The sequence below is a fragment of the Herbaspirillum sp. C7C8 genome (assembly GCF_022627875.1).
GTDB lineage: Bacteria > Pseudomonadota > Gammaproteobacteria > Burkholderiales > Burkholderiaceae_D > Herbaspirillum.
This window is the reverse complement of record NZ_JABXGG010000003.1, coordinates 393,499-418,762: the sequence shown is the minus strand read 5'-3', so window position 1 is coordinate 418,762 and position 25,264 is coordinate 393,499. Positions and strand designations below refer to the sequence as shown.

The 25,264-nt window shown below is 64.3% G+C and carries 17 protein-coding genes; 6 read left to right on the top strand and 11 right to left on the bottom strand.

What is annotated here, in order from left to right; translation table 11 throughout:
* Positions 1 to 442 precede the first annotated feature (442 nt).
* Positions 443 to 1,063: a response regulator transcription factor gene (locus HWE01_RS06465; protein ID WP_241821348.1), complete on the bottom strand. Its 621-nt coding sequence runs from the start codon at positions 1,061 to 1,063 to the stop codon at positions 443 to 445.
* 319 nt (positions 1,064 to 1,382) lie between these two features.
* Between HWE01_RS06465 and HWE01_RS06460 the strand changes: the two genes are divergently transcribed.
* Together HWE01_RS06460 and HWE01_RS06455 are read left to right on the top strand one after the other, a co-directional pair.
* Complete coding sequence (locus HWE01_RS06460; RefSeq protein ID WP_241821347.1) at positions 1,383 to 2,084, top strand: YoaK family protein; 702 nt, start codon at positions 1,383 to 1,385, stop codon at positions 2,082 to 2,084.
* The gene (locus tag HWE01_RS06455) at positions 2,081 to 2,233 is read left to right on the top strand and encodes a DUF1211 domain-containing protein (RefSeq protein WP_241821346.1); all 153 of its coding nucleotides are present in this window, start codon (positions 2,081 to 2,083) and stop codon (positions 2,231 to 2,233) included. The genes HWE01_RS06460 and HWE01_RS06455 overlap by 4 nt, the downstream gene beginning before the upstream one ends.
* Positions 2,234 to 2,243: 10 nt before the next feature.
* Here the strand turns inward: HWE01_RS06455 and HWE01_RS06450 are convergent, their stop codons facing one another.
* Positions 2,244 to 2,906 carry an HAD family hydrolase gene (locus tag HWE01_RS06450; protein WP_241821345.1) on the bottom strand — a complete coding sequence of 221 codons (663 nt, stop codon included), beginning with the start codon at positions 2,904 to 2,906 and terminating at the stop codon, positions 2,244 to 2,246.
* Between the two features lie 290 nt (positions 2,907 to 3,196).
* Here HWE01_RS06450 and HWE01_RS06445 point away from each other — a divergent pair, with 290 nt between their 5' ends.
* Positions 3,197 to 4,255 (top strand): hypothetical protein, encoded by a 1,059-nt coding sequence (locus HWE01_RS06445; protein ID WP_241821344.1) that lies wholly within the window; start codon positions 3,197 to 3,199, stop codon positions 4,253 to 4,255.
* Between the two features lie 252 nt (positions 4,256 to 4,507).
* On the opposite strand, the gene HWE01_RS06440 is transcribed toward HWE01_RS06445, so the two are convergent.
* Positions 4,508 to 9,838: a hypothetical protein gene (locus HWE01_RS06440; RefSeq protein WP_241821343.1), complete on the bottom strand. Its 5,331-nt coding sequence runs from the start codon at positions 9,836 to 9,838 to the stop codon at positions 4,508 to 4,510.
* Between the two features lie 633 nt (positions 9,839 to 10,471).
* Positions 10,472 to 11,776, bottom strand: coding sequence for a UDP-N-acetylglucosamine 1-carboxyvinyltransferase (locus HWE01_RS06435; protein ID WP_008333249.1), 1,305 nt, complete (start codon positions 11,774 to 11,776; stop codon positions 10,472 to 10,474).
* A gap of 240 nt (positions 11,777 to 12,016) precedes the next feature.
* Here HWE01_RS06435 and HWE01_RS06430 point away from each other — a divergent pair, with 240 nt between their 5' ends.
* Positions 12,017 to 13,171, top strand: a complete 1,155-nt coding sequence (locus tag HWE01_RS06430) for a serine hydrolase (RefSeq protein ID WP_241821342.1) — start codon at positions 12,017 to 12,019, stop codon at positions 13,169 to 13,171.
* Here the strand turns inward: HWE01_RS06430 and HWE01_RS06425 are convergent.
* The 7 genes from HWE01_RS06425 to xylF form a co-directional block, all read right to left on the bottom strand.
* Positions 13,152 to 14,657, bottom strand: coding sequence for a GGDEF domain-containing protein (locus HWE01_RS06425; RefSeq protein WP_241821341.1), 1,506 nt, complete (start codon positions 14,655 to 14,657; stop codon positions 13,152 to 13,154). The two genes, HWE01_RS06430 and HWE01_RS06425, sit on opposite strands and share 20 nt — an antisense overlap.
* 118 nt (positions 14,658 to 14,775) lie before the next feature.
* Positions 14,776 to 15,702, bottom strand: coding sequence for an L-fucono-1,5-lactonase (locus HWE01_RS06420; protein ID WP_008333243.1), 927 nt, complete (start codon positions 15,700 to 15,702; stop codon positions 14,776 to 14,778).
* A gap of 1 nt (position 15,703) precedes the next feature.
* Positions 15,704 to 17,488 carry an IlvD/Edd family dehydratase gene (locus HWE01_RS06415; protein ID WP_241821340.1) on the bottom strand — a complete coding sequence of 595 codons (1,785 nt, stop codon included), beginning with the start codon at positions 17,486 to 17,488 and terminating at the stop codon, positions 15,704 to 15,706.
* A 33-nt stretch (positions 17,489 to 17,521) separates the two neighbouring features.
* Positions 17,522 to 18,313 (bottom strand): D-xylose 1-dehydrogenase, encoded by a 792-nt coding sequence (gene xylB, locus HWE01_RS06410; protein ID WP_241821339.1) that lies wholly within the window; start codon positions 18,311 to 18,313, stop codon positions 17,522 to 17,524.
* Positions 18,314 to 18,389: 76 nt separating this feature from the next.
* Positions 18,390 to 19,580, bottom strand: coding sequence for a sugar ABC transporter permease (locus HWE01_RS06405; RefSeq protein ID WP_008333239.1), 1,191 nt, complete (start codon positions 19,578 to 19,580; stop codon positions 18,390 to 18,392).
* A gap of 23 nt (positions 19,581 to 19,603) precedes the next feature.
* Positions 19,604 to 21,160, bottom strand: a complete 1,557-nt coding sequence (xylG, locus tag HWE01_RS06400) for a D-xylose ABC transporter ATP-binding protein (RefSeq protein ID WP_008333238.1) — start codon at positions 21,158 to 21,160, stop codon at positions 19,604 to 19,606.
* 100 nt (positions 21,161 to 21,260) lie between these two features.
* On the bottom strand, positions 21,261 to 22,277 hold the full coding sequence (gene xylF / locus HWE01_RS06395; RefSeq protein ID WP_008333237.1) for a D-xylose ABC transporter substrate-binding protein: 1,017 nt from the start codon (positions 22,275 to 22,277) through the stop codon (positions 21,261 to 21,263).
* Between the two features lie 334 nt (positions 22,278 to 22,611).
* Between xylF and HWE01_RS06390 the strand changes: the two genes are divergently transcribed.
* A complete protein-coding gene (locus tag HWE01_RS06390; protein ID WP_008333231.1) occupies positions 22,612 to 23,877 on the top strand; it encodes a XylR family transcriptional regulator in 1,266 nt (421 codons plus the stop codon).
* Positions 23,874 to 24,938 (top strand): aldose epimerase family protein, encoded by a 1,065-nt coding sequence (locus tag HWE01_RS06385; protein ID WP_175344966.1) that lies wholly within the window; start codon positions 23,874 to 23,876, stop codon positions 24,936 to 24,938. The genes HWE01_RS06390 and HWE01_RS06385 overlap by 4 nt, the downstream gene beginning before the upstream one ends.
* The last annotated feature ends 326 nt before the right edge of the window (positions 24,939 to 25,264 follow it).

The window sequence follows — 25,264 nt, the reverse complement described above, 5'->3', positions numbered from 1 at the left end:
TGACCCAAATTCGCGCCTTGCACTTCATCCCAAACGGGACTCGCTCGCACTCACGCCTATTTATGAAATGGGTTCTAGTCATAGGTCGGTTCCTTGCCCCCGAAATGGAGTGCTTCAAACAGGCAGCCGACTTCATCGGATAGAAAACCAGGTGGCATTGAGGTCGACGGCTGGACCGGACGCATCAGTTCAATACCGCAGAGGTATTCACCCCCTGCGCCAATGACGTTCTTGAGATTGCCCATCGTGAATGTGCGAGCAGTGATGAAGACTGCCCGAGCCCTGTCAAAACTGCACAGATTAATGATGGGAATAAAGGAAAGGGACAGGAGCGCGGCAAAAAGTCGGATAGATTCGAATGCCTTCGAATCCCATCATCCGTGCAGGTCGGTTGTGTCCGGACGGACGAGTAGACCGGTAAGGACAGCCCCCGCTTGCCGCGTTAGCGCTGCCGCGCCGATTGAATCTGCAAGCGCTCCGCTGCGCGCACCAGGTCGGCCAGGGTTCTGGTCTGCATCTTGTCCATCACGCGACGCTTGTGGACCTTGACGGTGATTTCACTGATGCCCAGCTCGGTGGCGATCTGCTTGTTGAGCAGCCCGCCGATGGCCAGTTCCAGCACTTCGCGTTCGCGCGGCGTGAGCTTTTCCAGGCGCGAGGTGTTGGCGGCCTGCTCCACCCGTTGATGCAGGTTGCGCCCGGCGATGGTCAGGGCATCCTGCACCGCACCCAGCAGACGTTCGTCTTCGATGGGCTTGGTGAGGAATTCATGCGCGCCCGCCTTCATGGCCTGTACCGTGACGGGGATGGTGCCGTAGCCCGAGATGAAGATGACCGGAATGGCATCACCGCGCTGTTCCAGACGCCGTACCACCTCGAAGCCGTCCGAGCCCGGCATCTTCATGTCCAGCAGCAGGCAGCAGGGTGCGCCCGGCAGGGTTTCCCGCAGGAATTCATCGGCCGAGGCAAAGCCGCGTGCCTTCAGACCGGCCGAGGCCAGCAGTCTCAACAGGGCGGTCCTGACCATGCCATCGTCATCAACGACGTATACGGTGCTTTCCATAGTGCCATCCGTCTTGCCGGTTGCAAAAATCCTGGGCCGAACAGGTGCGCGGACCCGCCCGCATCCGCGGGCGCCACAGGCCATGTCGTGCCGTTGTTCAGTTCGCATCATCGGCATTCCGGCCAGGCTTGGATTGTACAAACGTGCTGTTTTTTGTAGAAAATGCCTTTGCTGCATCCCGGCAGACGATCTTGTTGCCGGTCAGGCAAGGATCCGGTCCCGGTCAGGCTTGTCTTATCCACAGGGATAATGGGCGCACGGCCGCAGCGGTGCTAAGGTGTGCGGCCTGGCTCCCCGCCTCATCACAGCGAGATCCCCCATGCAAGCCGCACAACGCAACCGACTCCAGTCCTCGGGACTGGCCTTTCTCGCCGCCTATGTCGATACCCTGGGCTTCATCGCGCTGTTCGGCCTGTTCACGGCCCACGTGACGGGCAACTTCATCCTCATCGGTGCCGCCCTGGCCGACAGTGCGCAGATGTCCATCCTGCTCAAGTTCCTGGCCTTCCCGGCCTTCATCCTGGGGGTGGCGGTGGCGCGCCTCTACATCGCCGCCATCCAGCGCCGCGCGGGTCGGGCGCTGGGCTGGTCGCTGCTGCTGCAACTGCTGCTGCTGACCGGATTCATGCTCTGCGGTATCGCCGCTGCCCCGGTGCAATCGCCCACGGCAGGCTGGGTGATGGCCGCCGGACTGCTGGGTACGGCGTCCATGGGCGTGCACAGCGCCATCAGTCGCCTGCTGCTGGCGCACCTGGCACCGACTTCGCTGATGACCGGCAATGTCACCCAAGTGGTGATCGATGTGGTGGACATGCTGCGCGGTGCCGCCGATGCCGGGACCACCGAGCGCTGCATCAAGTTCGTGTGGCCGGTATTGTCCTTCGGCGCAGGGGCCATCGCCGCCGCCTTCGCCTATCACGCCATCGGCTTTGCCGGGCTGATGGTGCCGGTGCTGATCCTGGTGGCGCTGGTGGTGTGGGAATTCCGCCAGCCGCTGCCGGCCAAGGCGGCAGGGCTGTGAACAAGGCGCGGCTGGAAGCCTTCAGCGATGGCGTCATCGCCATTGCGCTCTCGCTGGCAGCCCACCTGAGCGCCACCGCCATCTACGTGCTGCTGGCCCTGTTGTGGTTCCTGCTGGATCATCACGTGGGGGCGGCGCGTCCCGACTGAGGGCGCGGGATCAGCCGCCGAGCTTGTCCCACAGCGGCTGGCCGTTGAAGTCGCGGATCACCGCATGGGCGCCGGCGGCACGCAGGCGCGCTTCATCCAGCCCGCCCAGCATGCCGAAGGTCCACACCCCGGCGCTGCTGGCGGCTTTCACACCCGAACTCGAATCCTCGAAGGCCACCGCCTGTTGCGGTGTTCCGCCCAGCAGTCGTAACGCGGTCAGGTAGGGCAGCGGATCGGGCTTGGCACGTTCCAGTTCATCGCCAATGACCAGCGTATCGAAACGACCGGCCAGGCCGGTGGCGTTGAGCATCAGCTCGGCATTGGCGCGCGGTGCATTGGTGACCACCGCCGTGCGCGCGCCGATGCGGGCGATATGGTCGAGCAGGCGCTCGATGCCGGCCGTAGGGACGACCTGCCGCTCCAGCTGGGAACGGAAGAGTTGTTCCTTCTCTTCGGCCAGCGGCTGATATTCCGAAGCCGGCATGCCGGGGAACAGGTGACCGAAGATCATGGCATTGGAGGCACCCATGATGTGGGTCTTGTAGTAATCGAGATCCACCGAACGGTTCCAGCGCGAGAGGATGGTGTTGAAGGCAGCGTGGTGCAGGGCATCGCTGTCCATGAGCGTACCGTCGAGGTCGAACAGGAAGTGGGTGATGGGAGTCGTGGCCATGGGATCCGTAGCAGAGTCAAGCGGCTGTGCCGCACGGGGAGCCGCCCATTCTATAAGACCCGGCGCGCCCATGCCGAGCAGTTTTTCGTGGCGATCCCGGTACGCCTGCATGGTCCTTCTCCTGCATGCCGACTACCGGTATGCCTGCTCTCCTACGCCACCTGCCGAACTGCGCCGATGGCGTCACCGCCGCCGCGCCCCTACAGTCTTCCCGTGGCAATGCCGCCCGGCCCTGCGCTCGCCGCAGAGATCAATCCATCCAGAATCCACCGAGAATTGCGAGCAGACTCATGACCACCTCCAGCATTCATTCCCTTCCAGCGGCCAGTGTCGAGGCCGTCAACAACAACGGTTCCGGCGTCTCCTGGGGCGCCATTCTGGCGGGCGCCTTCGCCGCCGCCGCGCTGTCGTTCATCCTGGTGATGCTGGGCTTCGGCCTGGGCTTCTCCTCCATCTCGCCGTGGTCCGGCCAGGGTATTTCGGCCAAGGCCATCGGTTACTCCACCGCCGGCTGGCTGCTCTTTACCCAGATCGCGGCCTCGGCCATCGGCGGTTTCCTGGCGGGCCGCCTGCGCGTGAAATGGGCGGGTCTGCATACCCGTGAAGTCTATTTCCGCGATACCGCGCATGGCCTGCTGGCCTGGGCCGTGGCCTCGCTGGCCACCGCCGCCCTGCTGGGTTCGGCCGTGGGCAGCGTGATCTCGGGCGGTGCCAAGACCCTGGGTGCCGCCGGTGGCGCGCTGGGGACCGGTACTGTCGCGACCGCAGCGGCCATGGGCCCGGACGGCGCGCAACAGGCAGGCAACCTGGCCGATCGCGCCTCGGGATATTTCATCGACTCCATGTTCCGCACCGATACCAACACGACCGCTACCCCCAACGCTGGCGCTGCACCTGCTGCACCTGCTGCACCGCTGGCCGCACCGACCCCCGCTGATGGCCGTGAACTGAGCTCGGCCCAGCGCATGGAAGTGGTCCGCGTGTTCGGCTATTCGCTGGCCAACCAGCAACTGGCGGACAACGACAAGCGCTACCTGGGCCAGCTGGTGGCACGCCATACCGGCCTGTCGCAAGCCGATGCCGACAAGCGCGTGGCCGATACCTTCGCCGCCTACCAGCGCAACCTGGAGCAGGCTGCCGCCAAGGGCAAGGAAGCCGCCGATGCCGCCCGCAAGGCGGCGGCCTATGCCTCGCTGTGGATGTTCCTGGCGCTCCTGTGCGGGGCCTTCGTCGCCAGCCTGCTGGCCACTTATGGCGGTCGCCTGCGTGACCGCAACGAACTCTACGGCGAACCGGTCCTGCATCACGAGCTCCATGCTCACCGCGTCGCCGAGCCCGAGCTGCGCTGAAGCGGCGCGACCGGAAACACATCCGCATCCCAACTTTCAAAGGAGACTGACATGGGCGCCATTCTGCTCTGGCTCTTGGGGATTCCCATCCCCATCATCCTGCTGCTGATCCTGTTGTTCTGAGGGTTTCGGCTCGCATGAAGGAAAATGACAAAAGGCGGCCTGGGGCCGCCCTTTGTCGTGGGGTATTACGATTGCCGCTCAGGGCGGGTGAAGCTTTCCGTCAAATTCCCGACCCCGCCCCGACCCGCCTCACAGGCCGAAGATGCTGGCCGTATTGGCGCTGTTGTACATCACGTTCTGCAGCATCAGCGTATAGGTCAGCGTACCCGGTCCGGCCCCGTCCAGATCGATCGTCAGGCGCGTGTCGTTGGCATTGGCACCGGCCGAGGCCGTCACGAATCTGGACAGGTTGGCCAGGGTAAGGGTCTGGTTGAAGACCTCGACCTTGTCCACGCCCAGCGTGAAATCGCCCACGGTCGCGGACAGGTTATCGTTGCGGCCGAAGGAGCCGACGATGATCTTGTCCTGACCGGCGCCGGTCTGCACGAAGGTCGCCGCACCATGGCGGGTAGCGCCAAGGGCGATGTCGTCATTGCCGTTGCCGCCCGCGATATCCCCGGCCGATTGCGCCGCCCAGTACCAGCCCAGCTTCAGACCCTGCACCGCGGTCGTCTGTCCGGGGTCGCTGCCGCCCACGCGCGAGGCCGTGATCGTGAGATCACTGTACAGGCCCGGCGCCAGAGAACCGGCCGGCAACCTGATGGCGAAGTCGCCTGCGGCCACTTCGTCGAAGGCCAGCACCTTGCCATCCATCGAGACGGTCACCACGTAACGGTCGCCGGCGTTGGCGCCGCCGACCTTGCCGGAGAATATCGGACCGCCTGCGGTATGGCCCGAGGCTTGGGTGGTATCGAGGTCGTTGAGGACGGCATAGCGGTTTTCCGAGGCATTGAGTGCCTGCGCTGACGCCGGCGCCTGGTTGCTGCTGCGTACGGCCAGGTCGGTGAGCGTAACCGGATCACCGCCAGCGGCCACCGAGACATGTCGCGCCGGTCCGCTCACGGTATTGCCCGCCGTGTCGGTATAGCGCGCCACGATGTCATGCTCGCCCGGCGCCAGGCTCTGCGTCACCGTCAGGTCCACGGTCTTGTTGCCGGCGCCGACATCGGCACTGGTGAGGACCTTGCGGGCCAGCAGGGTATTGCCCTCGAAGAGCGCCACCACATCGCCCACGGCGGCACGGCTGCCGTCGTAGCCGACCTGGATGGTCGGGGTCTTGTTGGCCCTGCCGGTGTCGATCTGGTACAGCAGCCCGATATTGGCCAGGTCGATGCCGGTGCCGCTCTTGTCCTGGGCGGCTTCGGCCCGGTACAGGTCCTCGTGGGCCAGGGTGAAGCTGCCCCGGTGGTTGATGAAGATATCATCGGCGCTCTTGTTGGCCTGTCGCTGCAAGGTGAAACTGAGCCAGCTGCCCAGTACGTCGCTGCCGCCGCCTTGCTGCATGACGGCCAGTTCCTGTCCGGGGTTCACTGCCTGGTTGAACATCGTGTAGCTCTTCAGGTTGGGATTGCTGGCGTTGGCATTGCCCACGATGGCGGTACCGCCCCATTCCGCCGAGATGCCGCGCATGGCCGCCAGGAAGCTGGCCGCACTGGAAAAGCCCGGAGGCAGGGCCACGGCGACCCCTTCGGTCCTGGAGAGGTTGTGCGGATTGGTCGTGGGGAAGAAGACATTGCCGAAGACATCTTCCATCTTCGCCACCCCGTAGGCTTTCTGCGACCCCGGCAGCAAGGTCGTGCTCAGCTGGGTCGGCACGATGTTGTCCAGCGACAGCACCACTTCGCCCCGACCCACGTTGTTGGCCCGGTCCACCACTTCGATGGGGATGACGCGTCCCACGGCCGGCGGCGCGAAGCTGTACCTGAGCGATTCCAGGATGGCCTTGACCTGCAGGCCATCGAGCGCTCCCCCTCCGGTGCGGCTGATGGTGGCCAGGCGCGTGCCGGCCACGTAATGCAGTTCCACCCCGTTCACCCCGCCCAGGCTGCCGCTGAAGTCGATGTTGCTGCGCGTGGTGAAGCGCGTACCGCCCAGGATCAGGTTGTCGTTGCTGGCGTCGTTGCCGCCCGGCAGGGTCAGGCGCACCATGGCGATGTCGTTGGCAACGGGCGCCGCCATCGCGCCCTTGATCAGCGGCACGCCGCTGGTGGCCTGGTCCAGCGTGACGGACTGGCTGCGCTGCGCCTGGATGCCGGGAGTGTTGGCGTCCAGGTCCAGCACCGGGGCGGCGGTATCGAGCACCAGCGTGGCGCGCGATGTCGCGCCTCCCAATGCAGCTCCGCTCGAGGTGGCACTGACCAGGGTGATGTCCATGCTGCGTTCCAGGCCGTTTTCCGGGTTGAGGCTGCGGATCTTGATGGCTTCCAGGATGGCCTTGACTTCCGCACCCGTGAGCGTGGCCCCGGCCTGCTGCTTTCTGATCACGGTCAGTCCGGGCTTGTCCTCCGGCAGGAACCAGAGGATGCCCGTCACCCCTCCGATATCGCCGTAGAAGACGTTGGGCCGAGCCGGGCTGCTCTCGAAGAAGTTGGCGAAGATCACGCGATCCGTACTGCCATTGAAGTCGGGGAGAACATGGTGGCGCCCTCGGCAGCGAATACGGCCGAGATCCAGTTGCGTTTCGCTGACGTTGCCGGCGGTGTCCTTGATGCGCAGGCGCACGTTCTTGAGGCCGTCCATGCCGCCGTCCTTGCTGCCCTTGATGGGGGTGGACAGACTGAGCCATTGACTGCCGTCGACGCTGTATTCGAAACTCGCCGTCGGCTCGACCGGACCGCTCGGCACGATCTGGCCATTGCTGGTGATGCCATCGCTGCTGGAGTCGCCCGTGTCGCTCGCCAGCCTGGGGGCCAGCGGCTTGTCCGGTGCCTGTGTATCGAGGGTGAAGCGGAACACATCGCTGGACACACTGACGTTGCCGGCCGCATCGCGGCTGCGCAGGAGCACGCTCTTCTGGCCATCGCTGCCACCCTGCTTCACGCCCTTGACAGGCTGGCTGATGTCGCTCCAGGTGAGACCGCTGTCAATGCTGTATTCAAAGCGCAGACCGGCTTCGCTGGGGACCGGTGCCTGCAGGCGACCGTCGTTGGTGAGCAGGTCATTGCCGAGGGCGCCGCTGTCGCTGACCAGCGAAGCCATGCCCGGCTTGACCGGGGCGGTGGTGTCAAGCCTCATGGTCAGTACCGCGCTGGTGCTGGTATTGCCCGCCGCATCGGTCTGCCGCACCCGCAACTGCTTGTCGCCATCGCCGCTGACGGTGAAGCTGACGGCCTCGCGGTGGCCGGCATTGTCGCTGATGCCGGTGATGGCCAGGTCCTGGTAATCGGCCAGGGTGGGGGCTGCGCCGCCATTGTTGTCGGCATAACTGCGCACACGTCCGTAGGCGGCGCGTACGCTGGTGGCCAGCGCCTGCAGTTCGCCCAGGGTGTCGAAGTCGGCAACCCCCTTGGTTTGCAGCACGGCCACGAAGGCATCGCGTTCTTCCGTGCTCAGGGTGCGCACGCCGAAGGTATCGAACTCGCTGATGGCGGGCGCGTTCATGACCGGCTGGTTGCGCGGCTGTCCGGCCAGGCCGATCAGCCTGGTCACGCTGGCGCCGAGGGCTTCGAGCCTGGCCGGAGTGGCGACCTCGGCGGCCTGCACGCTGTCGATGAGCGAGGTGAACAGCGAGAACACGGCTGCGTCCTTGGCCTCGCCGCTGCCGCTGGGCCGGGTCACGCCGGCCATGTTGAGGCCGATGTCGCGGAACTGCTGGGCGGTGAGCGCCACGCCGGTGTCGCCGGCGTGGCCATTGGCGCTGTCGAGGATGGCGTTGTAGGCCACGACGACGCGCTTGATCTCGGCCGGGGTATCGGCCTGGGCGGCACTGATGCCGGGACCATGCAGGGCGGCATTGATGGCCCCCACGCGCTCGGCGGTGACCAGGGCGGCACGTACGCCACCGGCATCGGCCTCGCTCTTGACCAGGCCGATGGCGCGGTAGTCCTCGGCCGTGGGGGCCGGGGCGCCGGGCTGGCCGGTTTCATCGGCGTAGAGCCGGATCTTTTCCTGTGCTGCACCGGCCCGCGTGGCCAGGCTCTGCAGGCTGCCCAGGCGGCTGACCTCGCTGCCGTCGCTGCGGCTGGCGGCGATGGCCGCGAGGATGACCGGCAGGCTCAGACCGACCGCTTCCAGATCGACGGCACCGAGGGTCTCGCTGCCGTTGTCCTGGGCCACTCTGAGGATGCGGTTGCGCGCAGTGGCGGCGGCATCGGCCAGCTGTTGCAACTGACTCAGCGACACCAGGGCGCTGCCGTCATTGGGCGTGCTTTGCAGCTTGTTGAGCAGGAAGGGGAGGTTGTCGGCATTGACCGCGCTGATCCCCAGCCATTGCAGCTCGATGACGCTCAGCGCACTGGCCGGCACCGGGTAATGCGGTGGCGTGCTGCCGGGCAGCGGGCTCACGGCGGCCAGCTGCATGAGCTGCTCCACCGTCAGCGCCAGCCGGTTCAGGCCGGCGATGGTGTTGATCTTGACCGAATCGGGCTGGGCGTGGATGACGCTGTTCAGCAGTTGCAGCGCCTGGGGCGCATTGACGGCCGGCAGCTGCACGCCGATGTTGAGGTAATCCTCGCTTTGCGGGGCGGTGCCGGCGGCATTGCGCACATAGGCCATCACTCTGGCATAGCTGCTGGCGATGGCTTCATCGGCGAAGTTGTCGGCCACGCCCGGGGTGTTGTCGCGCACGGCCAGCAGGATCAGGCCCTTGTAGTCGGGTTGGTCCAGCACCAGCGAATAGCGGCCATTGATCACCGGCACCGGCTTGCCGATCACGTTGCCCTGACTGTCGTAGGCGGTGATGGTGGCATTGTTGAGCGGACCCAGGACGGTGGCACCGGAGAGCGTGGTGCCCGCTTTGGGCACTGCGGCCGCACCCGACTGGCCGCCACCGCCGCCGCCGCCACCACCGGCTGCCGCTGCCAGCAGGCCCAGGCCACCGGCGACCGCCGGCCAGGAGAAGGACAGGCCGCCGCCATTGTCGGCGGCTTCGGTGCTGCTGCCCTCGGTGAGGGAAGAGGATGGGATGGCCGATTTCTGCGCCACCTCGCTGGCCGCCAGCGGCTGCTTGAGCGCGCCATCACTGGCCAGGGTGGCCACGGGCTTGCCGTCGTCGACCTCCGCTCGGGCCTCGGCTTGTTCTTCGTCCTTGTCTTTGGCGGTGTCCTTGGCCTTGACCACGCGCTTGATGCCATAGCGCTTGACTTCACTGGCCGTGAGGGGAGCGGTGGCATCGCTGGCGACTTCAATGTGGTTCAGCTTCTCGAAGACATCGCCCAGGGCGACGTCGCCGTCGGCGAATTCCAGGACCAGCTGCGGTGAGTTCACGGCGGTCACGGCGCCACGGCTGATGATGATCTTGTGACCGTTCTCCATCACCAGGGCCAGGTCGTTGTCGATGGCGCGCACATCCTTGATATCGCGCTTGTTGATCGTGCGCAGCAGGGTGCTGGCTTCGGTCAGGTTCAATACGGTAACGCTCATTTTGTCTGCTCAGTCGTAGAAGGCGCACCGGATCGCATCATCCGGCACACATGTTGATCACGACTACGCCAACCGCAGGGCGCACGAGTCCAGGCCGCTCTCCGGGGAGGGCAGCGCGACGTTCATTGCGGTTGAGACAGGACTGTCCGGATCAAAGCTCTGCTCCCGGATCAGTGGGGCGAAGCCTGTCTCGATGGTGGTAGGTGAAGGGGTTTCTGCAGGGGGCGGTCAGCCTTGTCTTGTTCTCTCGTGGCTCGACCGCATCCTCCTCGCATGACCTGTACTTCCGCCACGGCGTAGATTAACGGCGGAAACTATGCGGCTGCAGTTGGCAGAGAGCTATCGAAATAATTCGATATTTCCCGCCTAGAAGCAGTTGTTCTGGCAGCTTTCAAAAGCCTGACAAGGCCCGTGGAAATGCGGCAAAACAAAAGGGTAATCGTGCAGAAACGGGTAACCGGAAGGATGCCGATGATCGCTTCCGATGTCCTCGGCAAGAGTGACTGCGCAGCGGGAAAAATCCGTGCACTGCGAACGGGGATCTGCCGGATGAAAAGCCCTTCTCCTGTCCTGCGAAAAGGGGACGCCTGGCGTCCCCTTCGATGTCGGTTCGGGTGTGGGCCGTGGCCGGGATCAGTCTTCTTCGACCCAGTCCACCACCGCGCCCAGCGAGCGCAGGTTTTCCACGAACTTGGGATGAGCGCGCCGGATCGGCAGGGCGTTGCGGATTTCCGAGCGGCCCTCGATGCTGGCGGCCACCATGAACAGGGCAATGGCCACGCGGATGATGTAGGGGCTCTCCACCGAAGCCGGTGACAGCGGCAAGCCGCCGAAGGTGATCAGGCGATGCGGGTCGCCCAGGAACACGTGGGCACCGAACTTGGAGAGCTCGCTGCTCCAGCCCATGGCGCCATCGTAGATCTTGTTCCAGAACATGGTGTTGCCCTCGGCCTTGACCCCCAGTGCAATGAAGATGGGCAGCAGGTCCACCGGCAGATAGGGCCAGGGCGCGGCTTCCACCTTGGTCAGGATGTTGCTGGTGAAGGGTTTGACGACCTTCAGCGGCCCGTTCTGGCGCGTGTGCGACCAGCCGTTTTCATGCACCACTTCCACGCCGAACTTGGCGAAGGTACGGTCGATCAGCGGGAACTGTTGCGGGGCGCTGTTGCGCACGCGCACCTGGCCGCCGGTGATGGCGCCCATGGCCAGGAAGGTGGCGATCTCGTGGAAATCCTCATCGAAGCGGAACTCGCCACCGCCCAGCGGCTGGCCGCTGCCGCGCACGCTCACGCGCGAGGTGCCGATGCCATCGATCTGCACGCCCATCATCGCCATGAAACGGCAGAACTCCTGCACGTGCGGCTCGGAGGCGGCATTGGTGAGCACCGATTCCCCGTCGGCGGCAGCCGCGCAGAGCACGAAGTTCTCGGTGGTGGTGACCGAGGCATAGTCCAGCCAGTGATGATTGGCCTGCATGCGGCCGGCGCTGCGGATGATGAGCGAGTCGGGGCTGCTCTCCACCTGCGCCCCGAAGCGCTGGAACACCTCGACGTGCGGATCGATCTCGCGCACGCCCAGAGTGCAGCCCTTGACGTCGTTTTCCAGCCGCGCCACGCCGAAGCGCGCCAGCAAGGGCGGCACCAGCATGATGGACGAGCGCATCTCCTCCGGCAGATGGTGCAGCTTGGGATCGAAACGGGTATCGCGGTGATGCAGCTCCAGCACGCCGCTGGCATAGTCCACCTGCACCTGGCTGCCGAGCACGCGGAAGATCTCCAGGATCTTCTTGACGTCGGTGATCTCGGGAATGCCGATCAGGCGCAGTGGCTGGTCGGTCAGGAGCGTGGCACAGAGAATGGGCAGGACGGCATTCTTGTTGGCGGAGGGGATGATGTCGCCGCGCAGCGGGCGGCCGCCGTGTACGATGAGATTGGACATGAGGAAATCGTTGATTCAGTCGGACGGAGTGCGCCGGGAGCAGCCTGCCCCGGCCAGCAATGGACAGATTATGCGCCGCCGGGTTGCAGCCGGGGAAGCAAATTGTGGCTGCGGGGGGGACTTGTCAGTTTGTCATATTGTTCATTTGTCGTTATACACAGCTGAAGGGGGCTGCATCAAAAGCCAAGTTTCCGTATCATGACCGGTCTTGGATGAGCGCCCCGACTAAGGTTTTCGACGATGTTTTGCACGCAGCAGTCCCGTTCCGGTAATGATTTCCTCTTTTTTCAGCTGATTGTGCCTGGCCTGCGCCGCGCCGGCGTGCTGGTCCGTTTGCTCATGTGCAGCGTGCTGCTGCTGGCGCTGACGGCCTTGTCGGGCAAGATCAGCGAGGCCCAGGCCGCCGGCTCCACGGCCGGCAAGCATCGGCCTGCCAGCAGCGGCGTCAAGGGGCGCAAGCGCAGCGTGCGCAAGAAGGCCGCCGCTCCCGCCAAGGCCCGCGCGCCGGCCCGCAGCCGCCGTCGCGGTCGTGCAGTGGCCGCCGCAGCAGCGGGTACGGCGGCTGTTGCGGCCACGGCCGCCACCCCGGCCATCACCACCAACACCAAGCCCGAGCTGTTGTCGCGCTGCGGCTTCACGGAAGCCTCGCGCCGCCACCTCTTCTCGCGCGGGGTGTATGTACTGGATGAACAGACCAATACGCCGCTCTTCGAGCGCAACGCCGATACGGTCGCGCCCATCGCCTCGGTAACCAAGCTGATGACGGCCATCGTCTGGCTGGACCAGAAGTCGCTGCCCATGGCCAATCGCCTGGAGGTGACCGAAGACGACCTGGACAACCTGAAGTTCACCCATTCGCGCCTGAACGTGGGGGCCAGCCTGTCGCGTGCGGACATGCTGCATATCGCGCTGATGTCCTCGGAGAACCGTGCGGCTGCGGCCATGAGCCGTGACTATCCCGGTGGCCGCCCGGCCTTCATCGCCGCCATGAACGCGCGCGCCCAGGCGATGGGCATGACCCATACCCATTTCGAGAATGCCACCGGCCTGTCACCGGAGAATGTCTCGACCCCGCGCGAGCTGGCTGAACTGGTCAAGGCGGCCAATCGCTACCAGCTCATTCGCAACGATTCACTGGACAAGCAGAAAATCATCAACATCGGTCGCGGGCAGTTGCAGTACATCAATTCCAACCGTCTGATCCGCTACGGCCAGGTCAATGCCACGGTACAGAAGACCGGCTTCATCAACGAGTCCGGCCACAACATGGTGCTGCGCCTGCTGGTGCACGACCGCCGCCCGGTGATTGTCACCATGCTGGGCAGCGGGACGGCCAATGGCTCGCGCCTGGATGGCGTGCGCATCGCCAAGTGGCTCAACTGTTCGCTGAACTGAGCTGCCACGCGGCCGGCACCACTTCGGTGGGCGCCTGGTACAGCACCACCCGGTTGCGGCCGTCCCGCTTGGCCTGGTAGAGCGCCTGGTCGGCTGCCTTGACCACTTCCTCGATGCTGCGATGGACGCCCCGCTCCAGGCAGGCCACGCCGATGCTGATGGTGAGCCGGCCGCAGGGGCTGCGCTCATGCGGGATCTTCTGCGCCTGCAGTGCGGCGATGATGGTCCTGGCCACGTGCAGGGCGCCCTCGGCATCGGCTTCATCGAGCAGCACCACGAATTCCTCCCCGCCATACCGTCCTGCCCGGTCGAAATGGCGCGAGACCGCGCTCCTGATGCAGCGGGCCACGGCCACCAGGGCATAGTCACCGGCCTTGTGGCCATAGGTATCGTTGTAGAGCTTGAAGAAATCCACATCCGCAAACAGCACCGCAAAGCGTGCGGCCTGGTTGCGCTGGCATTTGTGCCAGGCTTCCTGCAGGCCCTCGTCCAGGGCGCGGCGGTTCAACAGCGTCGTGAGCTTGTCGGTGCGGGCCTGTTCTTCCAGTTGCTGATCCAGCTTGCTACGGCGAAAGAATTCCTCGCGCAGCAAGCTCATGAGATAGACGCTGGCGGTACTGAAGACGGCCAGCAGGAACAGCACCGCGTACAACATGCGCATCCACTCGCGGAACAGCGTCTGCTTGGTCTGGCCGATGAAGACTACCCAGCGCGTCTTCGGCACGCGCACGTAGGAGTACAGACGCTGTACGCCATCCTGCAGGGAACGCGTGAAATAGCTGCCTTCGGCGGGGGAGGTCGAGGCCAGCAGTTTTTGCAGCTGCGGGGCATTCTCCAGCACGGAACCGATGAAGGCATCGTCATAGGGCACCCGCATGTAGGCCACACCGTCCACCGAGTAGAGCGACATGACCGCATGCTTTTCCAGCGACATGGCCTCGAACAGCTGCCGGAAGTAATCCAGGTAGAGCACCATGAAGACGATCCCGGCAAAATTGCCATCGGCATGCACCAGACGCTTGGACAGGACGATCACCTGGGCGCGCCGCTCCAGCCTGACGGACTGCGGTGGCGAGATATAGAGCGTAGTCGCCGCATCCTGGCGTGCCATATCGAAGAAATCGCGTCCGGAAAAACTGCCGGGCATGATCTGTTCCAGTATCGGTGAACCGACCACCAGTGTCCCCTCGGCATTGACGATACCTTGGGCGACGATATAACCGGCTTCCACTTTTTCGCCCAGCAGGAATTCCAGCTGCTGCTGCACCGGCATGCTGTGCAGTTGGGCATGCCGGTAGCGCCAGGCCACGCTGTCCAGGTCCAGCGAGAGCAGTTCCATGTTGCGCGAGATCGAGCGCTGCGCGATACGTGCCACGTTGAGGGCATGGTTGATCGAGGTGCGCTCTACCTGCCTGTAACTCTGGTAGAGCACCACACTGGTGACGACCACTGCCATGAGCATCAGCGAGCCCACCAGCAGGGTCATGTTGCGTTTGAGGCGTTTGATTTTTTGTCTCCCCGTACCTTGTCATGACAAAGCGTTCCCTGGCGCAATATCGCACCGTGAAAATCGCTTGGCAATGAAAAGGAATCCGGGAAGAAGCTTATGACATCAGGCCATAAATCCGGGCCGAGGATTCGCCCCACAAGGCGTCCTGGTCAGCAGGCGAAAGGCGACGGGCGGCCCATTCCTGCACCACCGCCACCACCCGCGCATAGGAGGCGGCCAGCAGGCATACCGGCCAGTCCGAACCGAACATGAGGCGCTGCGGACCGAACAGCTCCAGCGCCGTATCGAGGCATTGCACGATGTGATCGAAGTCGCGTGTGCACAGGCCGCGCAGCCAGTCGGCTTCGGTCAGCAGGCCGGAGATCTTGCAGACCACGTGCGGCATGGCGGCCAGTTCGCGCAATTGCTGGCGCCAGCGTTCGTAGGCGGCGCGGCCCTTGCGGAATTCCTTCAGGGCCGGCTTGCCGAGATGATTCAGGACCACCCAGTGCTGGTCATGCAGCGCGCAGAGCTGGCGCAACTGCGGCAGGTGGCGCTCATGGGTGAGCACCTCCAGCACGTAGTCGCGCTCCTGCAACCAGCGCACGCCGTCATTGAATCGCGGGCAGGCCAGCAACTGTGCGGCGTCATCGTCCTCCTGCATGGGGTGACGCAGGCCCAGCATCTTCTGGCGACCCCACTGTTCCATGCGCTCGGCCAGTTGCGGCGCGGCGATGTCATCCCAGGCGATGACGCCGGCGATGCGCGCATCCCGCCGCGCCATCTCCAGCAGGAAGCCGGTTTCCTCGCGGCCCGGACGGGCCTGCACCGTGATGGACGCATGCAGGCCCTGCGCTTCCAGCAGGGGCTGGAACTGGTAGGGCAGGCGGTCTTGCGCCAGCAGGTCCATGCCGGTACCGATCCAGGGATAGTCCTCGGAACGATAGCGCCAGAAGTGCTGGTGCGCGTCGATGCGCATCGGCCCCTTGATCCTTCTCACCGGGGCCGGTGGCATGCGCAATTCACGATGCAGGGTCAGCATGTCAGTGATTGTGTCGCGGCAGGGTTTGTGCCACGCCCTGGTACTTCAGGGCCAGCTCCATGCAGGCACCGGTCTCCAGCTGGCCGACCGTGCTGCGATAGATTTCCTGCCACGGTGTCTGGCTGGGCGGTACCGGCGGGATACCTTCACCCTTGCGGCGCGCCAGCTCTTCCTCGCTGATGAGCATGTTGCATTGGCCGGTGTTGAGGTCGATGCGGACGCGGTCGCCATCGCGCAGGTAGGCCAGGCCACCGCCGACGGCGCTCTCGGGCGAGGCGTTGAGAATGGACGGACTGTCGGAGGTGCCCGACTGGCGGCCATCACCCAACGTGGGCAGGGTCGATACGCCACGCTTGATGAGCGCGTCCGGCGGCTGCATGTTGACCACCTCGGCCGAGCCGGGCCAGCCTACCGGACCGGCGCCACGGATGGCCAGCAGGGTGTTTTCGTCGATCTTTAGCGCAGGATCGTTGATGCGGGCGTGATAGTCGTCCGAACCATCGAAGACCACGGCGCGGCATTCGAAGATGTTTTCCTGGCCGGGCGTGCTGAGATAGTGCTCGCGGAAGGCTTGCGAAATGACGCTGGTCTTCATGATGGCGAAGTCGAACAGGTTGCCCTTCAACACCAGGAAACCGGCGCGTTCGCGCAGCGGTGCGGAAAATGCGTAAATCATTTCCCTGTCCTGCGACTGACGGCCTTGCAGGTTTTCGGCCATGGTCTTGCCGGTGGCGGTGATACGATCGGCGCGCAGCTTGCCGGCCTGCTGCAGTTCCCACATGATGGCCGGCACCCCGCCGGCGCGGTGGAAGCGTTCACCCAGGTATTTGCCGGCCGGCTGCATGTTCAGCAGCAGCGGCACGTCGTAACCGTATTGCATCCAGTCCTCCGAATGCAGTTCCACGCCTGCATGGCGCGCCATGGCCATGATGTGCGGCTGGGCATTGGTGGAGCCGCCGATGGCGGCATTGACGACGATGGCATCGAGGAAGGCCTCGCGCGTGAGGATGGCCGATGGACGCAGGTCTTCGTAGGCCATGCCGACGATGCGGCGGCCGGTTTCATAGGCCATCTGGCCGCGCTCGCGATAGGGGGCGGGGATGGCCGAGCAGCCTGTCAGCGACATGCCCAGGGCTTCGGCCATGGCGTTCATGGTGGAGGCGGTGCCCATAGTGTTGCAGTGGCCGGAAGAGGGCGCGGAGGCAGCGGCGATCTCCAGGAATTTCTCGTTGTCGATGCTGCCGGCCGAGAGCAGCTTGCGGCCCTTCCAGATAGCCGAACCGGAACCGACCAGTTCGCCATCCATCCAGCCGTCCAGCATGGGGCCGCCCGAGAGCACGATGGCCGGGATATCGACGGTGGCTGCCGCCATGATCTGCGAGGGCGTGGTCTTGTCGCAGCCGGTGGTGAGCACCACGGCATCGATGGGATAGCCATGCAGGATTTCCACCAGGCCCAGGTAGGCCAGGTTGCGGTCGATGGCGGCGGTGGGACGGCGGCAGTTCTCGAAGACGGGATGCAGCGGGAACTCCATGGGAATGCCCCCCGCATCGCGGATACCGTCGCGCACCCGCTTGGCCAGTTCCAGATGAATGCGGTTGCAGGGACTGATATCGCTGCCGCTCTGTGCGATACCGATGATGGGACGGCCCGAGCGCAGCTCCTCGGCGGTGATGCCGTAGTTCATGAAGCGCTCCAGGTAGAGCGCGGTCATGTCGATGTGGTCGGGATTGTCGAACCAGTCCTGGGAGCGGAAGCGACGGGGTGTGGCGTGTGGCTTGTTCATGGATTCCTCCGGGCCGAAAGGCGTGTGGATAAGTTACGCGCCCAGCCAGCCGGCATCGACGTAGTACTCGCGGCCGGTGCACTTGGCGCCGCTGTCGGAAGACAGGAACAGCGCGAGAGCAGCGACATCATGCGGATCGACACGGACAGGCAGGCATTGCGCAGCCAGGATTTTCGCCTCTTCTTCGGGGGTGTGCCACAGCAGGGTCTGGCGCGGGGTGCGGATGGCGCCGGGGATGATGGCGTTGACGCGTACGCCGTCACGGCCGAAGTCGCGTGCCATACCATGCGTCATGCCTTCGATGCCGGCCTTGGCGGTCATGTACAGGGTCAGGTCGGGCAGGCCCAGGTGCCAGGAGATGGAGCCGAAATTGAGGATCACGCCGCTTTTGCGTTCACGCATGCCCGGCAGCACGGCCTGGGCGCAGAAGAACTGGTGGCGCAGGTTGACCGCCAGGCGTTCATCCCAGTAGCCGGGGGTGACGTCGGCGGTCTTGTGGCGGTCATCGTTGGCGGCGTTGTTGATGAGGATATCGACCCCGCCCATGGCGGTCTCGATGTCGGTGAAGGTGGCGCGCAGCGCTTCCAGGTTCATCAGGTTGCAGGGGAAGAAGCGCGGTGCGACAGCGGCGTCCTTGAGCGAGGCCACCAGCGCTTGCGAGGGTTCGACGGCGATATCCAGGAAGCAGACCTGTGCACCCTGGCCGACGAAGGCTTCCACCAGTGCCGCCCCGATGCCGCTGCCGCCGCCGGTAATGACGACCCGCTTGCCGGCGAGGCTGCGATAGAGGGCGTGTTCGAAGACGGGGGGGATGGCTGCGGTCATGCTTGCTACTCCAGAGGATAGGATGGGCCGCCGAGACGGCCCGGAAACGATATAAATGATTTCGGTGTTGTGCCGGTCAGCGGCCAGAACGGGTACTCACATCGACCCACACTGCCAGCACCAGGATGCTGCCCTTGACGATCATCTGCCAGTAGGTGCCCACGTCCAGCATGGACATGCCGTTGTCGAGGCTGGCCATCACCAGCGCGCCGATCAGGGCACCATAGATGGTGCCGGAGCCGCCGCGCATGGAAGTGCCGCCGATGAAGCAGGCCGCAATCGCATCGAGTTCGCCCATGTTGCCCGCCGAGGGCGAACCGGCCGCCAGGCGCGCCGTATTGACCAGTCCGGCCAGTGCACACATCACGCCCATGATGCCGAATACCCACAGCTTGACCGCCTGCACGTTCACCCCGGAGAGACGGGTGGCTTCCATGTTGCTGCCCACCGAATAGATGCGGCGGCCAAAGACGGTCTGCGTGCTCACGTAGCTGAACAGTCCCAGCAGCCCCAGCAACAGCAGCACCGGTACGGGGATGCCATCGTAGCTGTTGAGCGTACGGATGAAGGCCAGCAGTACCGCGCCGATGACCAGCACCTTGAGGCCATCGCGCCAGAGCGCTGCCAGCGGCAGGCCGTGGCGGCTGCGGTTGACGCGGCTCATCCAGGTCAGGGCCAGCGCCAGCACGAACAGGGCGATGCCCAGCGCCATCCCGATCTGCGGCGGCAGGTAGCCCTGGCCCAGATAGACCATGTTGTCGGACACCGGGGCAATGGTCATGCCGCCGGTGACGCCCAGCAGGATGCCACGGAAGGCCAGCATGCCGCCCAGGCCGACGATGAAGGAGGGAATGCCCAGATAAGCGGTCATGTAGCCGTTCAACAGCCCCAGTCCCAGGCCGAAGCCCAGTGCCAGCACCAGGTTCAGCGCCAGCGGCAGGTGATGGCTCACGTCCAGCAGCGCGGCGATGCCGCCCAGCAGACCCAGGAGCGAACCCACAGACAGGTCGATTTCACCGGCGATGATGACCAGCACCATGCCGCAGGCCAGGATGCCGGTCACCGACATCTGGCGCAGCAGGTTGGAGAGATTGCGGGGCGTGAGGAAGCCGCCATCGGTCATGAAGCTGAAGAAGCCCCAGATGATGGTGATGGCGATCAACAGCGCAATGATCTTGTAGCGGCGAAATACCAGCTTGAGATTGGCCATGCCGCCGGCCCCGCCCATGGCGCCACCAGCGGCGCTGCTCAGATTGCTTGTAGTCATACCGAATTCACCTTGTGATTGTTTCAGACGGCCACCGCGCCTGGCGACGCCTGCGGGACAGCCTGGTTGATGGCGGCGGCCAGCACGGTTTCCTGGCTCAGCTTGTCGTTGACGAAGTCGCCGCGCAATTTGCCTTCGCCGATCACCAGCACGCGGTCCGACACGCCCAGCACCTCGGCCAGCTCGGAAGAAACCATGATGATGGCCAGTCCCAGCTTGGCCAGCTCGGAAATGAGCCGGTAGATCTCGGCCTTGGCGCCCACGTCCACCCCGCGTGTGGGTTCGTCCAGGATCAGCACCTTGGGCTGGGCCAGCAGCATCTTGGAGAGCACCGCCTTTTGCTGGTTGCCGCCCGAGAGGCCCGTGATGGGCAGAAAGGGGGTGGCGGTCTTGACGCGCAGACGGCTGATCTCGTCCTGGATGGTCTTGAGCTCGGCACTGCTGTCGATGCGGGTGCCGCGCGAGAAGCGGTTCAGGACCGTCAGGGTGATGTTCTGCCCCACATCCAGATCCGGCACGATGCCATGGTGCTTGCGATCTTCCGGCACCATGCACAGACCCTGACGGATCGACTTCAGGGGCGAGCCGGTATCGGCCGGCTTGCCTTCCAGCAGGACCTGCCCTTCGTAGCGTCCGCGATAGGCGCCAAAGATGGCCGATACCAGTTCGGTGCGACCGGCACCGACCAGCCCGGCAATGCCCAGGATCTCGCCCCGGCGCACCGAGAAGGAGACGTCATCGACGCGCTTGCGGCGCGGATTGTCGATGTCGTAGCAGGTGATGTTGCGCGCCTCCAGCACCACCTCACCGATGCTGTGATTGCGCTCGGGATACATGGCGGTGATTTCGCGGCCGACCATCTGCGTGATGATCTTGTCCACATCCATCTCCTGCATGGGCGTGGTGGCGATGTGCCTGCCATCGCGGATGACCGAGATGGTGTCGCAGATCTCGGCGACTTCGTCGAGCTTGTGCGAGATGTAGACGCAGGCCACGCCGCGCGCCTTCAGGTCCTTGATGATCTTCAACAGCACCGCGATTTCGGAGGCGGTCAGTGACGACGAGGGTTCGTCCAGGATCAGCAGGCGCGCATCCTTGTTGAGCGCCTTGGCGATTTCCACCAGCTGCTGGTGACCACCGCCATATTGCGAGACCGGCAGGGTGACGTTGATGTCCGGCATGTTCAGTTCGCGCATCAGTTCTTCGGCGCGGCGATACATGGCGGGGTAGTTCATGCGGCCACCCGGCAGGGTGATCTCGTGGCCCATGAAGATGTTCTCGGCCACCGACAGTTCGGGCACCAGCATCAGTTCCTGGTGGATGATGACGATGCCGGCGGCTTCGGTGTCGCGCACCGAATGGGCCTTGAGCGGTTTGCCGTCCCACAGGATCTCGCCATCCCAGGTGCCATGGGGATAGACACCAGAGAGGATCTTCATCAGCGTCGACTTGCCCGCGCCGTTTTCACCGCACAGGCCCACGCATTCACCGGGCCGGATCTTGATGTCGATGCCGTCCAGGGCACGCACACCGCCAAAGCTCTTGACGATGCCTTTCATTTCTAACAGATACTCGGACATGCCTGTTCTTTCCAGTAAGTCTCCGGGGTCTGCGCGCCGGGCGCGCAGACGGCGATGCCGGCTGCCTCGGGGGGAGCAGCCGGCATGCTTGACTCAGGGATCAGCGGCCGTCGATCTGGGCCTGGGTGTAGAAGCCGTCATCGACCAGGACCTTGACGTTTTCCTTGGTCAGCAGGATGGGTTTCAACAGCAGGCTGTCGACCTTCTTGAAGCCGTTGTCATACTGGGCGTTGTAGGTCGGTTTTTCGTTGCGGGCCAGTTGCACGGACAGCTTGGCTGCTTCGGTGGCGATCTGCTTCAGGGGCTTGTAGACGGTCATGGTCTGGGTGCCGGCCACCACGCGCTTGACCGCAGCCAGGTCGGCATCCTGACCCGAGACCGGTACCTTGCCGGCCAGCTTCTGTGCGGCCAGGGCCTGGATCGCACCACCGGCGGTGCCGTCGTTGGAGGCCACGATGGCGTCGATCTTGTTGTTGTTGGCCGTGAGCGCATTCTCGACGATGGACAGGGCTTCGGTCGGGCTCCATTCCTTGACCCATTGCTGGCCGACGATCTTGATGTCGCCCTTGTCGATGTAGGGCTTCAAGGCCTTCATCTGGCCTTCACGGAACATCTTGGCGTTGTTGTCGGTGGGCGAGCCGCCCAGGAGGAAGAAGTTGCCCTTGTTCTTGACCTTCAGGATGCCTTCGGCCTGCATTTCACCAACCTTCTCGTTGTCGAAGGAGATGTAGGCATCGACGTCGGCGTTGAGGATCAGGCGGTCATAGGAGAGCACCTTGATGCCGGCCTTCTTGGCTTCCTTGATGGTGTTGGTCAGCACCGTGGCGTTGAAGGGGACGATCACGATCACGTCCACGCCGCGCGAGATCAGGTTCTCGATCTGGGAGATCTGGCGTTGCTCGCTGGCATCGGCCGATTGCACGTAGACCTTGGCGCCCAGCTTCTCGGCGGCGGCGGTGAAGAAGTCGCGGTCGCGCGCCCAGCGCTCCACGCGCAGGTCATCGATGGAAAAACCGATCTTGGGGTTCTTGGCGTCGGCCATGGCGCTGCCGGCCACCATGGACAGGGTGGTTACGGTCATCAGCGCCAATACGGTCTTCTTCAGCATTGCCTTCATAGTCCAGTCTCCGATTTGAATTGAATTTGAATTGATTATGATTTTTGAAGCGACGTGTCCGGGTGGAACCGCTGGCCCGTTTTGGGGCAATCGCTTCCGGGGGCGCGTGGGGCCGAGCTTGTCGGGGTGGGGTCACGCCGCATGATGGTGCGAGGGGGATACTAGCCCCGGGCCAATCCCCTCTACAATTACGAAATTCACCAAACGGCTTAGTGATTCTTTTTGTTGCAGGAGCACATACCGGTCAGTGCGACCGTGGCTCGCTACAATTCTTCACCAGACAAAAAAACGGCGCGGTCATTGCGCACCGACGCCGCCAGACAGGAGACACAGCGTGGCAAAAGCACCCACGGTGCACCGGATTGCGTTGCTCTTCAATGGCAACAAGATCTTCGATCGGGAAATCATTTCCGGCATCGGCGAATACATCAGCAGCACCCGCGCTTCCTGGGACTTGTACCTGGAGGAGGATTTCCGCTGCCGCCCACAGGGCATCGAACGCTGGGCCGGACACGGCATCATTGCCGACTTCGACGATCCGGTGACGACCGCAGCGCTGGAAGGCGTGCAGCTGCCGGTGGTGGCCATCGGCGGCTCCTATGCCGACCCTTCGCAATATCCCGCCAACCGGCCTTATGTGGCCACCGACAACTACAAGATGGTCAAGCTGGCCTACGACCATCTGATCGAAGCGGGGCTGCAGCATTTCGCCCTGTTCAGCCTGCCCGAGTCGCCCTGCAACCGCTGGGCGCAGGAGCGCGAGCGCATCTTCACCGACCTCACCGGGGCCGATGGCATCACCGGCCACATCTACCGCGGCGTGGGCACCAGTGCGCAATCCTGGGATACCGCCGTGGAGCAGCAGATCGCCTGGGTGCGCAGCCTGCCCAAGCCGGTGGGCATCATCGCGGTCACCGATGCGCGGGCGCGCCAGTTGCTGCAGGCATGTCTGTTTGCCGGTATTGCCGTGCCGGAGCAGGTTGCTCTGATCGGTATCGACAATGACCCGCTGGCCCGGGTGTTGACGCGCATTCCCTTGAGTTCGGTGATCCAGGGCAGCGTGGAGATGGGCCGCACTGCGGCCCACCTGCTGCACCAGATGCTGCACGGGGCGCGTTTTCCGGACACGCGCATCATGGTGCCGCCCGTGGGCATCAACGTGCTGGCCTCCAGCCGCCACGAGGTGCGCAATCACCCGCACGTGATGCAGGCGCTGCACTTCATCCGCCAGTACGCCTGCCAGGGCATCAAGACCGACCAGGTGGCTGACTACGTGGGCATCTCGCGCTCTTCGCTGGAATGGTATTTCCGCCGTGAGCTGGGGCGCAGCGTGCATGACGAGATCCTGCGCTTCAAGCTGGAGGCCGCCAAGCGCATGCTGGAGCAGGCCGGCAGCCATGCGGCCGAGATCGCGGTCAGCTGCGGCTTCACCACCGTGCAGTATCTGCACGCCGTCTTCAAGCGCGAACTGGGCTGCACGCCCAGGGAATATCAGGAACAATTCGCCGCCGGACTGGAGCGCTCGGCTGCACCGTCGGCCTCCGCCGTCCGACCCAAGAAGAAAACCACGGGACCCTCCCTTCTTACCACCACAAAATGACGCACTTCACCCTCTCGCACACCACCTCCGCTGACGGCATCCGTCTCTACACCTTGCGCAACCACACCGGCATGCGCGTGACCATCAGCGACCTCGGCGCCACCATGGTCAACTGGTGGGCACCTGATCGCTATGGCCGTGAGGCCGATGTCCTGCTGGGCTTTGAGCGGGTCGAGCAATACGCGCACAACCCGGCGTATTTCGGCGCCATCGTCGGGCGCTGGGGAAACCGCATCGCGGGCGGTCGTTTTGAACTCGACGGCGTGGCGCACCAGGTCGATTGCAATGAAGGCGAGAACCATCTGCATGGCGGCCGCGAAGGTTTCCATGCCCAGCGCTGGCAGGTGCAGCCCGATCCGGAAGGTCTGCGCCTGATGCTGGTCTCGCCGGCCGGGCAGGCGGGTTTTCCCGGCACGGTGATGGCGTCGGTGCTGTACCGCCTGGATGACGAGGGCCAGTTGCGCATCGATTACACTGCCACCAGCGATGCGGCCACGCCCGTCAATCTGACTTCGCATGCGTATTTCAATCTCAATGGCGGAACATCCGACATCCGCGACCACATCATCGCCATCGAGGCCGATGGTTACCTGCAGGTCGATGCCAGGCTGATTCCGGAAGGCCGGGCGGACGTGGCCGGCAGCGCCTTCGACTTCCGCCAGCCTGCCCCCATCGGCCCGCGCCTGGACTGGCCCGATCCGCAACTGAAACTGGCCGGCGGCTTCGACCACTGCTATTGCCTGCGCAGCGAGCACGAACCGGCACCGGGCGAGAGCCGCGTGGCGCAGAGCTTGCGCGAAGTGGCCAGCGTCTACGAGCCGGGGTCGGGGCGTGAATTGCGCGTCTCCACCACCGAGACCGGGCTGCAGTTCTACAGCGGCAATTTCCTCTCCGGCGTGCAGGGGCGGGGTGAGCAGCCTTATGCGATCCATGATGGCTTCTGCCTGGAGGCGCAGTCCTATCCGGACCAGGTCAACACGCCGCTGCGCGAAGCGGTGATCCTGCGGCCGGGGCAGGTGTATCGGCAGACTACGGTGTATCGCCTGGGGGTGCGGGACTGACTGCGTTGCGTCGTGCGACTCGTCGGCATCGATGCCGTAGCGCACCTGTTGCGGCAATCCGGCATGGCTCCTGACTCCAGGATGAAGCAGAATCGGCAAGCTCGCACGCAATGCGCCTGCTTGGCGTTGCGCCGACTCGCGCGGTGGTGGCCGATGGCGCGGGAATGACTCGCCTGGTTCAGCATGGCGCCGGAATTTCAGGCAAGAATCGTCGCGGAATAGGTCTGTCTTTGCGCCTTGCCACACGCCAAAATAGTCCATTTTCATGACAGGTTGCCCACCCCCTGACCTGTTCATTCTCAACGCCAGCTTATTGGCCCGCTTAC